The 12543-nt window shown below is 68.4% G+C and carries 11 protein-coding genes; 3 read left to right on the top strand and 8 right to left on the bottom strand.

From position 1 onward, the window contains the following. Nucleotides 1-38: 38 nt before the first annotated feature. The 5 genes from AC1RCS_RS00765 to AC1RCS_RS00745 all read right to left on the bottom strand — a co-directional run bounded on the left by AC1RCS_RS00765 (nucleotide 39) and on the right by AC1RCS_RS00745 (nucleotide 4966). Entirely contained in the window at nucleotides 39-836 is a 798-nt protein-coding gene (locus tag AC1RCS_RS00765) for a YoaK family protein (RefSeq protein WP_218296616.1), read from the bottom strand. A gap of 24 nt (nucleotides 837-860) precedes the next feature. Then, nucleotides 861-1997 (bottom strand): glycolate oxidase subunit GlcE, encoded by a 1137-nt coding sequence (gene glcE / locus AC1RCS_RS00760; protein WP_492244747.1) that lies wholly within the window; start codon nucleotides 1995-1997, stop codon nucleotides 861-863. Nucleotides 1998-2273: 276 nt separating this feature from the next. Next, entirely contained in the window at nucleotides 2274-3812 is a 1539-nt protein-coding gene (gene amt / locus AC1RCS_RS00755) for an ammonium transporter (protein ID WP_492244748.1), read from the bottom strand. Nucleotides 3813-3848: 36 nt separating this feature from the next. Continuing rightward, on the bottom strand, nucleotides 3849-4187 hold the full coding sequence (gene glnK, locus AC1RCS_RS00750; RefSeq protein ID WP_010466918.1) for a P-II family nitrogen regulator: 339 nt from the start codon (nucleotides 4185-4187) through the stop codon (nucleotides 3849-3851). Nucleotides 4188-4234: 47 nt separating this feature from the next. Then, entirely contained in the window at nucleotides 4235-4966 is a 732-nt protein-coding gene (locus AC1RCS_RS00745) for a TorF family putative porin (RefSeq protein ID WP_218296613.1), read from the bottom strand. 218 nt (nucleotides 4967-5184) lie between these two features. Here AC1RCS_RS00745 and AC1RCS_RS00740 point away from each other — a divergent pair, with 218 nt between their 5' ends. Beyond that, the gene (locus AC1RCS_RS00740; RefSeq protein ID WP_218296612.1) at nucleotides 5185-6729 is read left to right on the top strand and encodes a YifB family Mg chelatase-like AAA ATPase; all 1545 of its coding nucleotides are present in this window, start codon (nucleotides 5185-5187) and stop codon (nucleotides 6727-6729) included. A gap of 155 nt (nucleotides 6730-6884) precedes the next feature. After that, nucleotides 6885-7385: a MarR family winged helix-turn-helix transcriptional regulator gene (locus tag AC1RCS_RS00735; RefSeq protein WP_218339159.1), complete on the top strand. Its 501-nt coding sequence runs from the start codon at nucleotides 6885-6887 to the stop codon at nucleotides 7383-7385. A 29-nt stretch (nucleotides 7386-7414) separates the two neighbouring features. Here AC1RCS_RS00735 and AC1RCS_RS00730 read toward each other — a convergent pair whose 3' ends face one another. From AC1RCS_RS00730 to AC1RCS_RS00720, 3 genes are all read right to left on the bottom strand, one after another. Beyond that, on the bottom strand, nucleotides 7415-8989 hold the full coding sequence (locus AC1RCS_RS00730; RefSeq protein ID WP_369641101.1) for an acyl CoA:acetate/3-ketoacid CoA transferase: 1575 nt from the start codon (nucleotides 8987-8989) through the stop codon (nucleotides 7415-7417). A gap of 82 nt (nucleotides 8990-9071) precedes the next feature. Further along, on the bottom strand, nucleotides 9072-10340 hold the full coding sequence (locus AC1RCS_RS00725) for a thiolase family protein (protein ID WP_492244749.1): 1269 nt from the start codon (nucleotides 10338-10340) through the stop codon (nucleotides 9072-9074). Nucleotides 10341-10342: 2 nt separating this feature from the next. Then, on the bottom strand, nucleotides 10343-11563 hold the full coding sequence (locus tag AC1RCS_RS00720) for a thiolase family protein (RefSeq protein WP_492244750.1): 1221 nt from the start codon (nucleotides 11561-11563) through the stop codon (nucleotides 10343-10345). Between the two features lie 157 nt (nucleotides 11564-11720). On the opposite strand from AC1RCS_RS00720, the gene AC1RCS_RS00715 reads away from it, so the two are divergent. Further along, nucleotides 11721-12506, top strand: a complete 786-nt coding sequence (locus AC1RCS_RS00715) for a crotonase/enoyl-CoA hydratase family protein (RefSeq protein WP_218339163.1) — start codon at nucleotides 11721-11723, stop codon at nucleotides 12504-12506. Nucleotides 12507-12543: the final 37 nt, after the last annotated feature.

Raw genomic sequence — 12543 nt, 5'->3', positions numbered from 1 at the left:
TGCCTGGACAGGGGAAGGTAAAACAGGGCCGGAAACGCTCAGAGCGCGGGCGGCGGGGTGAGCGGCGGCTCCAGCGGCAGCGCCTTGCGCAAGGGGTGGCGCAGGCGCGCGCGGTCGGCCCACAAGGGGGGCAGCGACAGCCCCAGCAGCACCAGCGCCAGCGGCACCACGAACACGAAGCCCACGTGCTTGAAGCCAGCGGCCCCGGCAACGCCTCCCACGAGGAACATCGCCACGAGCCCCGCGAACAGCCGCAGCCGGGCCTGGTTGGCGCGCACCTGGGATTCCGGCGCGGTGCCGGTGCGGTTCCAGTAGAGCATCTTGCCCAGCTCGATGCCCAGGTCGGTCACCACGCCGGTCATGTGCGTGGTGCGGATCTGGGACGAGGACATCTTGGTCACCGTGGCGTTCTGCAGGCCCATGATGAACGACAGCAGCAGCACCGTGGTGGGCACGGCGAACGGCGTGCGCCAGTTGAGCGTGATGGCGCCCACCAGGCCGAACACCAGCATGAGCACCGCCACCACCAGCAGCGGCAGCGCATAGCTGCTGTGCAGCTTGCGCTGGCGCGCCCAGTTGACCATGACGGCCGTGGTGGCCGCGCCGCTGACGAAGGCCAGCAACGCCCCCACCGCGCCCAGCACCAGGGCCATGTTGCCCAGCACGAGGTTGTCGGCCAGCATCGAGACAAAGCCGGTCATGTGCGAGGTGTACAGGTGCACCACCAGGAACCCCCCGGCATTGACCGCGCCCGCATTGAAGGCCAGCAGCAGGCCCAGCACGCGGTTGCTCGCCACCGTGCGGTGGTGTCCGGTGAGATGGCGCAGGCGTCGCATGGGTGCCGCAGGCTGGCGCGTGGCTTACCAGGCGCGGGCCATGCGCCCGGGGTTGAAGATGCCCGCGGGGTCGAAGCTGTGCTTGAGGCGCGCGTGGATCTGCTCCAGCGCACTGGATTTCAAGCCAAACTGGCCGCTACCGCTTGATGCACCTGCGCTGGAAGCTATGAAAACAGAAGCACTTCCGCCCACCGCGCGTGCGGCCTCGCGCAGGGCATCGCCCGCCGCTTCCGGCGCCTGCACCCAGCGCAGGGCGCCGTGCCATTCGATGAGCGGCTGGGCCGCCGCAGGCAGTTGGAGCACGGGGGCCGTGGGCGGCAGGGACAGGCGCCACAGCGCGTGGCCGGGGCGCTGGGCGCGGTCGCTGAACCAGGGCAGGGTCTGTTCGCGGCAGGCGGCCCAATCGGCAGCCACGGCGGCGCTGTCGTCCATGCGCACGCCACCCATGGTCTTGCACGCGGCCTCGACGGCGGCCACGGCCCCGCGCAGGCGCACGTAGAGGGTGCCCGTGCCCGTGTCCTGCACCCAGCAGCTCGCGTTGAGCGGCAGGGGCTGGCCGCCCCAGGCGTGCAGCTTGCGCAAGGCATCGGCCTGGTTGCATTCGAAGCGCAGCGTGGCCTCGGCCGGGGCCACCGGCAGCACCTTGAGGCTGACCTCGGTGAGCAGGCCCAGCGTGCCCCAGGCGCCGGCCATGAGGCGCGACACGTCATAGCCCGCCACATTCTTCATCACCTGCCCGCCAAAGCTCAGCAGCTCGGCCCGGCCGTTGAGCAGCGTGACCCCCAGCACATAGTCGCGCACCGCGCCCACGCTGGCGCGGGCCGGCCCCGACAGGCCGGCCGCCACCATGCCGCCCACGGTGGCGGCATCCGGCGGGGTCTTGGCGAAGTGCGGGGGCTCGAAGGGCAGGCACTGGCCCTGTTCGGCCAGCGTGGCCTCCAGCTCGGCCAGCGGGGTGCCCGCGCGCACGGTGACGACCAGTTCGCTGGGCTCGTAGCTCACGATGCCGCGCAGCACGCGGGTGTCGAGCACCTCGCCATGCAGCGCCAGGCCATGGAAGTCCTTGGTGCCCCCGCCCCGGATGCGCAAGGGGGTCTGGTCGGCGGCGGCGGTGCGCACACGGTCGGCGATCTGGGCAAGGGCGAGGTCCATGCCTTGCATCGTAGCTCCAGCGATGTCCGGCGCCACGCGGAGAGCGCGTGAATTTTTTGAACAGCGCGCGTGCAAATGGCTCGGGACCGCCGGGAGGGATGTCTGCGGACGTGTGCTCTGGGCGTGCGTGCCAGAACAGAATGCAGACAAGCAAGTCCCCCGCCCGGTACGAAAAAAACCCGCCGTTGCCGGCGGGTTCAACAACCAAAGGAGCGACTCGCTTGTTCTTGTTGCGACGCCACGGTGCCACCAGACACCGCGGCGCGTCGGGCGCACCGGCCTGCTTCAGCGGTTGTACGCTGTTTCGCCGTGCGAGGTGATGTCCAGGCCTTCGCGTTCGTCTTCTTCCGAGACACGCAGGCCCACCGTCAGGTCGACGATCTTGTAGGCCACGAAGGAAACCACGCCCGACCACACGATGGTCAGCAGCACGGCCTTGGTCTGGGTCCACACCTGGGCGGCGATGGAGTAGTCGGCGGAGGTCACCATGGTGGCGGTCACCCAGTCGGCCACGTAGCCGGGGCCACCCAGGCCAGGCGCATTGAACACGCCGGTCAGCAGGGCACCCACGATGCCGCCGATGCCGTGCACGCCGAACACGTCGAGCGAGTCGTCCGCGCCCAGCAGCTTCTTGAGGCCGTTCACACCCCACAGGCAGGCAAAGCCGCCCACGAGGCCGATCACCAGCGCACCGCCGATGCCGACGTTGCCGGCAGCGGGCGTGATGGCCACGAGGCCGGCCACGGCACCCGACGCGGCACCCAGCATCGACGCCTTGCCGCGCATCAGCGCTTCACCGATGGACCATGCCAGCACGGCGGCGGCGGTGGCCACCAGCGTGTTGATGAAGGCCAGGGCGGCAAAGCCGTTGGCTTCCAGGGCGGAGCCGGCGTTGAAGCCGAACCAGCCCACCCACAGCAGCGAGGCACCGACCATGGTCAGCGTCAGGCTGTGGGGCGCCATGGCTTCCTTGCCGTAGCCGATGCGCTTGCCCACCATGAACGCGCCCACCAGGCCCGCCACGGCGGCGTTGATGTGCACCACGGTACCGCCGGCGAAGTCCAGCGCGCCCCACTGCCAGATCTGGCCGGCCTTGCCGGTCATGGCGTCGGCCACTTCCTTGGAGGCGTATGCGTCAGGGCCCATCCAGAACCACACCATGTGGGCGATCGGCAGGTAGCTGAAGGTGAACCACAGCACCATGAACATCATGACGGCGCTGAACTTGATGCGCTCTGCGAACGCACCGACGATCAGGGCGCAGGTGATGCCGGCGAACGTGGCCTGGAAGGCGGCGAACACCACTTCCGGAATCACGACACCCTTGCTGAAGGTGGCGGCGTTGGCGAACGTGCCGGCGGCGTTGTCCCAGATGCCCTTCATGAACAGCCGGTCGAAGCCGCCGATGAAGGCGCCGCCCTCGGTGAAGGCCAGGCTGTAGCCGTAGATGAACCACAGCACCACGATCAGCGAGAACGTGACCATCACCTGCATCAGCACGGACAGCATGTTCTTGCTGCGCACCAGGCCGCCGTAGAACAGCGCCAGGCCGGGCAGGACCATCAGGATCACGAGGATGGTGGAGGTCATCATCCAGGCGGTGTCGCCCTTGTTGGGGACCGGAGCGGGGGCTTCGGCGGCGGCGGCCGGTGCAGCGGCGGCCGCGGGAGCAGGGGCAGCCGCAGGGGCTTCAGCGGCGGGAGCGGCCGCCGCAGCGGGCGCGGCGGCGGCCGGCTCGGAGGCGGCGGGCGCCTGGGCCAGGGACAGGTTGCCCATGGTCAGCAGGCCCAGCCCCAGAATGAAGGAAGCAAGCAGTTTTTTCATGGCGTTTCTCTTCTTGGGTGTGATGCGGCCGGGCCCTTACAGGGCTTCCTTGCCGGTTTCGCCAGTGCGGATGCGCACCACCTGCTCCAGGTGGGTCACGAAGATCTTGCCGTCGCCGATCTTGCCGGTGCGCGCGGCGCTTTCGATGGACTCGATCACGCGGTCCACCAGGTCATCCGCCACGGCGGCCTCGATCTTGACCTTGGGCAGGAAGTCGACCACGTACTCCGCGCCGCGGTACAGCTCGGTGTGGCCCTTCTGGCGGCCGAAGCCCTTGACCTCGGTCACCGTGATGCCTTGCACGCCGATGTCCGAGAGTGCTTCACGCACCTCGTCGAGCTTGAAGGGCTTGATGATGGCTGTCACCATTTTCATTTTGGTTCCTCCGACGATGGGCGCACCCGGCGCCCATCGAGACTTGCTTACAGGGTTTTGGTGAGCGTGACGATCACGCGCGACTTGTTGACGTGGCCGAAGAAGGCCTTCTTGTTGGCGCCCACCACGGCGGCGCCCAGCGACAGGCCGCTGCCGAAGTCATACGCGCCGCCCACGCTGTAGTCCATGTAGTTGGGCACGCCCAGGTCCTTGATGTCGCTGGCGAAGCGGGTGAAGCCCACCGAGGCCTTCAGGGTGACGCTGGGAGCCACTTCCTGGGCGAACGCCAGGTTCAGGTAGCCGGTGTTGCGGCCCTTCAGGCCCGAGCCGGACTTGGCGCCGGCCCAGCCGAAGTAGTCCTTGGAGATGGTGTGCGAATACTTGGCGGTGAAGGGGCCCATGGTGGCCGCGCCATACAGCTCGGTGGTGTTGCCGTTGGCATTGCCGGGGTAGATGTAGGTCAGCGCGCCCAGGTCCAGGTCGGCGCCGCCGGCCTTGAACTTGTAGCCGCCGTACAGGTCGGCTTCGAGCGAGTTGTTGGCCAGCCAGTCCACGCTGGAATTCCAGTTGCCCACGTACCAGCCGGATTCGCCGAAGGCATAGTCAAAACCGCCTTGCAGCGCGGGCTTGAGGGCCTTGGCCTTGGAGGCGTCCTGGTCCTGGCCACGGAACTTGTAGTTGGTGGTCAGGCTGACGTTGCCGGTGAGCTGGGCGCTGGCCAGCAGGGGAAGGGATGCTGCAAGGGCAACGCCCAGGGTCTTGATGATGGCGCGGGTCATGTTTCCTCCGGTTGGACAAAGTAGGGACGAGCGCTTTAAGCACGGACCGTGCCACGCGGCGCAATACATCCGCGCGCGCCGTTGCTTCGCGTTACAACGATCCCCGGTACAGTGGGCATCAGCACCGTGCCACGGCCATACGCACGCTATTGGTGCATGGCGCCAAGGGCCCGCGCGGGAACGCCATAAAACGCACCCATCTGGGGAGGAATCGCTTCATGAGTCTTGCTTTGGTGCAAAGCCGCGCCCTTCTGGGGCTGCAGGCGCCGTCCGTCACTGTCGAAGTGCACCTGGCCAACGGCCTGCCCAGCTTCACCCTGGTGGGCCTTGCCGAAGTGGAAGTGAAGGAAGCGCGCGAGCGCGTGCGGTCGGCACTGCAGAACGCGGGGCTGGAGTTCCCCCACAACAAGCGGATCACCGTCAACCTCGCCCCCGCCGACCTGCCCAAGGATTCCGGCCGGTTCGACCTGCCGATCGCGCTGGGCATCCTGGCGGCCAGCGGGCAGCTGGACGGCGCCCGCCTGCCGGGGCACGAATTCGCGGGCGAGCTGTCGCTGTCGGGCGAACTGCGGCCGGTGCGCGGCGCGCTGGCCACGAGCCTCGCGCTGCAGACGCAGCAGATCAGCGCCGTGCTGGTGCTGCCGCCCGGCAGCGCCGAAGAGGCCGCCCTCGTGCCCGCCGCGCAGGTGGTGCGCGCCCGGCACCTGCTGGACGTGGTGCGCGCCTTCCTGCCACCGGGCAGCGCCGCGGCGGGCGATGCCTCCGTGGACAACGATGGCTGGACCCGCCTGCAAGCCACGCCGATGGCGGCCGCAGCCGCCTCCCTGGACATGGCCGACGTGAAAGGCCAGGCCACGGCCAAGCGCGCGCTGGAGATCGCGGCCGCCGGAGCCCACAGTGTCCTGATGGCCGGCCCGCCGGGCTCGGGCAAGTCCATGCTGGCCCTGCGCTTTGCCGGGCTGCTGCCGGCCATGACGGTGGACGAGGCGCTGGAGAGCGCAGCGATCGCCAGCCTGGCCGGGCGGTTCCGCCCCGAACTGTGGGGGCAACGGCCCACGGGCACGCCCCACCATACGGCCAGCGCGGTGGCCCTTGTCGGAGGTGGATCGCCGCCCCGGCCGGGCGAAATCTCGCTGGCCCACCACGGCGTCCTCTTCCTCGACGAGCTGCCGGAATTTCCCCGCGCCGCCCTCGAGGCGCTGCGCGAGCCGCTGGAGACGGGCCACATCACCATCTCGCGGGCCGCGCAGCGCGCGGACTTCCCCGCGCGCTTTCAGATGATCGCGGCGATGAACCCCTGCCCGTGCGGCTTTCTCGGGTCCACGCAACGCGCGTGCCGCTGCACGCCCGACCAGATCAACCGCTACCAGGGCAAGCTCAGCGGCCCGCTGCTGGACCGCATCGACCTGCATGTGGAGGTGCCCGCCCTCCCCGCCGAGCAACTGGTGCAGGCCCCCGCGGGCGAGCCCACCGCCGCCATCCGCGGGCGGGTGGAACATGCCCGCGCCCTGGCGCTGGCGCGGCAGGGCAAGGCCAACCAGGCGTTGCAGGGCCAGGAGATCGACACGCACCTGCGGCTGGACGATGCGGCCGCCAGATTCCTGAACACCGCCGCCGCGCGGCTGGGATGGTCGGCCCGCAGCACGCACCGTGCGCTGAAGGTGGCGCGCACCATCGCCGACCTGGCGGGCTCGCCCACCACCGAGGTCATCCATGTGGCCGAGGCCGTGCAATACCGCCGCGTGCTGCGCAGCCCCGCTTGAGGCGGGTGGAGCCGCGTTTTTCGATTTCGCGATATAGCTATATTTTTAGTAGCAAAAGATGTATATAAAATAAGCAGCAGCGGCGAAAGGGAGTCAGAAAGTGGTCTTGCCCGATGCGTCGCCAAACCCGACCTTGCTCCGGCACCCATCGCCCCATGTCCAGCGCCCGCCCCTTCAGAAACCCACCGCCCCCCGCCACCGCGCTCTCCACGCCGGAGGCCGTGGACACCAGCTTCCTGCGCACGCTGGTGGGCTACAACGCGCGCCGTGCGTCGCTGGCGGTCATCGAGGTGTTCATGGAGCGCATGGCGGTGTACCGCCTGAAGGTGGTGGAGTTTTCCGTGCTGTCGCTGGTGGCCCACAACCCGGGCATCACCTCGCGCCAGCTGTGCGCCACGCTCAATGTACTGCCGCCCAACCTGGTGGGACTGATCGCCGCGCTGGAGCGGCGCGGGCTGATCGAGCGCCGCCCGCACCCCAGCGACGGGCGCGCCATGGGCGTGCACCTCACGCCCGCGGGGGTGGAGCTGACCGCGCAGGCCGAGGAGACCGCCGCCCAGCTGGAAGTGGACGCCACGGCGGGCCTGACCGCCGCCGAGCGCAAGACGCTGATCCGGTTGCTGCAGAAGGTCTATTCGCCGGACCCCGCCTCCTGAGAGCCCGCGCAGGGTTGCTCCGTTCCGTATCAGGCAGCGGACCTGGCCTTGGCGGCCATTGCCTGCGCCAGCCCGCCCCACTGGGCACGGAACAGGCCCGGGTCCATCATCTTCACATCGCGCATCAGGGGCTTGAACCCCATGTGCGCCAGCACGTCGCGTTCCAGGTCGATGCCGGGCGCGATCTCGGTCAGCTCCAGGCCTTCGGTGGTCAGACGGAACACGGCGCGCTCGGTGACGAACAGCACGTTCTGCTCGCGCTGCGCGGCGTCCAGCCCGTTGAAGGTGATCTGCTCGACCTTCTCGATGAACTTGCGCGAGCGGCCTTCCTTGACGATGGTGAGCTGGCCGTCGGCCACCTGCACCTCCAGCCCGCCCGCGGTGAAGGTGCCGCAGAACACCAGGTGCTTGGTGGACCGCGTGATGTTCACGAAGCCGCCGCAGCCCACGGGCCGGCCGTTGAACTTGCTCACGTTCACGTTGCCGTGGTTGTCGGCCTGCGCCAGGCCCAGGAAGCTCGCGTCCAGCCCGCCGCCGTCATAGAAGTCGAACTGCAGCGACTGCTCGATGATCGCGTCGGCGTTGTAGGCCGTGCCGAAGTCCCCGAGCTGCGCCGGGATGCCGCCGGTGATGCCGCTTTCCACGCTCAGCGTGAACTGGTCGGACACGCCCTCTTCCGCCGCCACCGACGGCACGCCGGCCGGGATGCCGATACCCAGGTTGGTGATGGCGCCGGGCGTGAGCTCCAGCGCCGTGCGGCGCGCGATCACCTTGCGCTCGTCCAGCGGCATGGGCGCCAGCGAGTTGAGCGGCACGCGCACATCGCCGCACAGCGCGGGGTTGAACTGCGTGGTGATGGTCTGCATGTGGTTCTCGGGCTGGCTGACCACCACGTAGTCCACCGACACGCCCGGCACCTTGACCGACTTGGGGTGCAGGCTGCCGGCCTTGACGATGCGCTCCACCTGCGCGATCACGATGCCGCCGCTGGCCTTGGCCGCGTGGGCGATATTGATCTGCTCGAGCAGCACGCCTTCCTTGTCCAGCGTGATGTTGCCGTTCTCATCGGCCAAGGTGCCGCGGATGATGGCCACATCGACCTTGGGCGCGGGGTAGAACAGCCATTCCTCGCCGTTGAATTCGACGAGCTTGACCAGGTCTTCGGTGGACTTGCTGTTGAGCTTGCCGCCTTCGATGCGGGGGTCCACGAACGTGCCCAGGCCCACCTTGGTCAGCAGCCCGGGGCTGCGGCTGGCGATGTGGCGCGTGAGGTGCGACAGGCTGCCCTGCGGGAAGTTGTACGCCTCCACCTCGCCGTCGAAGACCATCTTCATCATCTCGGCGCCGGTCTGGCCGAAGTGGCCCGCCACGGTGCGCTTGATCATGCCCGGGTGGGCAAAGTGCACCATGCCCGCGTCCTTGCTGTTGCCGATGGCGCCGCAGGCCCAGGTGGTCACGTTCTTCGGGTGTCCGGTGTCGAGAAAATTCTTCTCCACGCCCTTGAGCACTTCCTCGGGCAGGCTGGAGACGGCCAGGCCGCCCAGAAAGATGGTGGCGTTGTCTGGGATCAGGGCCCCGGCCTGGGCTGCGGTGATGATTTTCATGGTGACCTTCAATTGAACACTATTACTTCGATAGCTGCTCGCGCTTATCCCATAAGCGCTTGAGCCCTGCTTCTCTTAAATTTCAAGCATCCGGGTTCTCGATGAGCAAGGCAATGCCTTGCCCGCCGCCCACGCACGCGCCGGAGATACCGTAGCGCAGCCCGCGGCGGCGCAGCTCGCGCGCCAGCGTCACCGTCAGGCGCACGCCGGTGGCGGCCAGCGGGTGGCCCAGGGCGATGGCGCCGCCGTTCACGTTGAGCTTGTTCAGATCCAGGCCCAGTTCACGCCCCACGGCCAAGGTCTGCGCGCCTTGCGCTTCGTTGATTTCAAAAAGGCCGATGTCCGCGAGCGTGAGCCCCGTGCGCGCCAGCAGCGCACGGATGGCCGGCGCCGGGCCGATGCCCATGGTTTCAGGTGCCACGCCCACGGCCGCGGCACCCCGCAGGCGCGCCAGCGGCTTGAGACCACGCCGCTGCACATAGGCGTCGCTCGCCACGACGGCGCCCGCGGCGCCATCGACCAGGGCCGAGCTGTTGCCCGCCGTCTGCACGCCACCGGGGTACACAGTGCGCAGCCCCGCCAGGGCCTCGATGGGCGAGGGGCGCGGGTGCGTGTCGCGGTCGAGCTGCGCCACCTTGCGCGGCAGCGTGATGCCGCGCGTGGCGTAGCCTGCCAGCTCGAACTTCTCGCTCGTCACCGGCACGATCTCGCCGGCCAGAAAGCCGTCGGCCTGGGCTTGCAGCGCCCGCTCGAACGAGCGTGCCGCGTATGCGTCCACGTCTTCGCGGGTGATGCCGTATTTTTTGGCCAGGTTCTCGGCGGTCTCGATCATCGTCACCGGGCCAGCGGTGTCGATCAGCGCCTCCATCAGGAAGTCCTTGAACTCCACCGGCGCACCGAGCTTGAAGCCCGTGCGGTGCGTGTACGCGGCGATCGGGTTCCGCGTCATGGACTCGGTGCCCACCACCAGCGCCACGTCGGCATAGCCCAGCGCGATCTGGTCCGCGGCCTGGCGGAACAGCTCGAAGCCCGTGCCGCAGATGCGCTGCACCAGGATGGCCGGCACGCTCTGCGGAACGCCCGCATACAGGCCGATGTGGCGCGGCAGCACGAAGGCGTCGAAGTCGGCCTGCGCCATCGAGCCGGTGATGACCGAGTTCACGTCGGCGGCGGGCACGCCGCTTTTGTCGAGCACGGCGCGGGCGACCTTGATGCCCATGTCGGTGGGCGACACATGGCCGAGCGGGCCGCAGTAGTCGACCATGGGCGTGCGCACGCCGTCGACCAGCCAGGCGTTCAGCGGGGCGGAAAAGGAATGTTCGTTGCTGGTTGTCGTCGCAGTGGTCGTCATGGTCAGGCCTTGGGGGTGGTGCTGGTTCTGCTGTCGGTCACGCGCAGCACGGTGGCGTAGCCGGTGTCGCCCGCGGCGCAGCCGGTGAACAGGCCCACGCCGCCGCCGCGCAGCACCAGCTCTTCGATGAGTTCGATGATGGCGCGCAGGCCGGTGGGCGCCTGTGGGTGGCCCCAGATGATGGAGCTGCCGTAGTTGTTCATGCGCTCCCACGCAAAGCCGGTGTCGCGCGCCAGCGCGATGTCGTTCACCGCAAACGGGTTGTGCGTCTTGATGGCGTGCACGTCGGCGATGGACAGTCCTGCGTGCTTCAAGGCGTTGAACGCCGCTGGCGACGGCGCCATGGGCATGAAGCCCGCCTCCACGCGCGACATGCCAAAGCCCAGGATCTCGACCTCGATGCCAGGGTCGCTAGCCACGGCACGCGCCCGTTCGCGCGTGGTGACGATGACACCCGCATTGCCGTCAGCCGGGTGCGTCTGGCCGCCAAAGGTCACGGTGCCGCCTTCTTTCACCGGCTTCAGTTTGGCCAGGCCCTCGGCCGTGGTCGGGAAGATGCCTTCGTCGGTGCTCAGCGTGCCGGTCTGCTTGCGGAATTTCGAATCGGTGACGGGCACGTCGGCCATGTAGCGCTTTTGAAAGGCGCGGTCGTCGGCCAGCGCCGCCTGGTACTGCGTGTAGCGGTGCAGCTTGAGCGCGTGCTGCTCTTCGGTCGTGATGCCGTAGCGCGCCGCCACGTTCTCGCCGGTCTGCAGCATGGGGTTCTTGGCGTAGGGGTCGTGGCCCATGTTGTCGGGCACCCAGTGCTCGGTGATGCCGTAGCCGCCGGTGCCGCTCGAATCGGGGTAGTACACCACCGGGCCGTTGGACTGGCGGTCGGCCATCACCAGCAGCGCACTGGTGGCGGTGCCGCACGCCACCTCTTGCGCAGCCATCTGCAGCGCGCGCACACTGGTGGCGCAGGCCTGCTGCACCGTGGGGCCGGCCACGCGATCGATGCCCATGAGCCCCGTGACCCAGGGCAGGCCGTAGAAGCTGCCCTTTTGCGGGTTGGTGATGCCGAGGATCGCCAGGTCCACCGCCGCCAGGTCGTACCCGCGCGCGGCCAGCGCCTGCTTGCCCACCGTGGCCGCCAGCGGCAGCGCGTTGAGGTTGGCCAGCGAGCCCTGCCACTTGGCGAACGGGGACGACCAGTAAATGCCGTAGGGGATGAAGGCGTTCATGACGGTTCCTTGCTGTGAATCGGTGCCATTTTAGTTATTTATCATAATCATATGAGCACCCAGAAAAGCTAGGGAAAGCACCTAGCAAAGACCGCTTCCATGGCCTTGTTTTAGTTATTTTTGATAACCATAATTTCTCCAACTCACCTCGATGACCATGACCAAGCACTCCGACATCTCCCTCGAAATCCGCGGCGAACGCGAGGACATCGCGGTCATCCGCCTCGCCCGCCCCGCCAAGCGCAATGCCCTGAACGACGGCCTGATCCTGGCGCTGCGGGACGTGATGGACAACCTGCCCGCCACCGTGGGCGCGGCCGTGATCGATGGCGAAGGCGAGCACTTCTGCTCGGGCCTGGACCTGTCCGAATTGAAGGAGCGCGATGCGGGCCAGGGCCTGCACCACTCGCGCATGTGGCATGCGGCGCTGGACCGCGTGCAGTTCGGCCCCGTGCCCGTGGTGGCCGCGCTGCACGGCGCGGTGGTGGGCGGCGGCCTGGAGCTGGCCAGCGCCTGCCACATCCGCGTGGCCGACGAGTCCACCTTCTACGCGCTGCCCGAGGGCTCGCGCGGCATCTTCGTGGGCGGCGGCGGCGCGGTGCGCATCCCGCGCCTGATCGGCACGGCGCGCATGACCGACATGATGATGACCGGCCGCGTCTACAACGCGGTGGACGGCGAGCGCGTGGGCTTTGCGCAGTACCTCGTGCCCACAGGCACCGCGTTCGACAAGGCCTTCGAGCTGGCCCAGCGCATTGCGCAGAATGCGCCGCTGACCAACTACGCGCTGATGCACGCGCTGCCGCGCATCGCCGAGCAGCCGTCGGACCAGGGGCTGATGACCGAAGCCATGATGGCCGCCATCGCCCAGAGCGCCCCCGAGGCCAAGGCGCGCGTGCGCGCCTTCCTCGACGGCAAGGCCGCCAAGGTCCAGAAGGGCTGACCGCAGCGCCCCGGACAGGACAGATAGCACAGACAGC

This window comes from Acidovorax sp. GW823-FHT01C06, from assembly GCF_058798375.1.
This window is presented reverse-complemented; position numbering and strand designations above follow the sequence as displayed.

Bases quoted from the DNA above. Each gene is read 5' to 3' on its own strand.
- AC1RCS_RS00765 (WP_218296616.1), bottom strand. From the start codon at position 836: ATGCGACGCCTGCGCCATCTCACCGGACACCACCGCACGGTGGCGAGC.
- glcE (WP_492244747.1), bottom strand. From the start codon at position 1,997: ATGCAAGGCATGGACCTCGCCCTTGCCCAGATCGCCGACCGTGTGCGC.
- amt (WP_492244748.1), bottom strand. From the start codon at position 3,812: ATGAAAAAACTGCTTGCTTCCTTCATTCTGGGGCTGGGCCTGCTGACC.
- glnK (WP_010466918.1), bottom strand. From the start codon at position 4,187: ATGAAAATGGTGACAGCCATCATCAAGCCCTTCAAGCTCGACGAGGTG.
- AC1RCS_RS00745 (WP_218296613.1), bottom strand. From the start codon at position 4,966: ATGACCCGCGCCATCATCAAGACCCTGGGCGTTGCCCTTGCAGCATCC.
- AC1RCS_RS00740 (WP_218296612.1), top strand. From the start codon at position 5,185: ATGAGTCTTGCTTTGGTGCAAAGCCGCGCCCTTCTGGGGCTGCAGGCG.
- AC1RCS_RS00735 (WP_218339159.1), top strand. From the start codon at position 6,885: ATGTCCAGCGCCCGCCCCTTCAGAAACCCACCGCCCCCCGCCACCGCG.
- AC1RCS_RS00730 (WP_369641101.1), bottom strand. From the start codon at position 8,989: ATGAAAATCATCACCGCAGCCCAGGCCGGGGCCCTGATCCCAGACAAC.
- AC1RCS_RS00725 (WP_492244749.1), bottom strand. From the start codon at position 10,340: ATGACGACCACTGCGACGACAACCAGCAACGAACATTCCTTTTCCGCC.
- AC1RCS_RS00720 (WP_492244750.1), bottom strand. From the start codon at position 11,563: ATGAACGCCTTCATCCCCTACGGCATTTACTGGTCGTCCCCGTTCGCC.
- AC1RCS_RS00715 (WP_218339163.1), top strand. From the start codon at position 11,721: ATGACCAAGCACTCCGACATCTCCCTCGAAATCCGCGGCGAACGCGAG.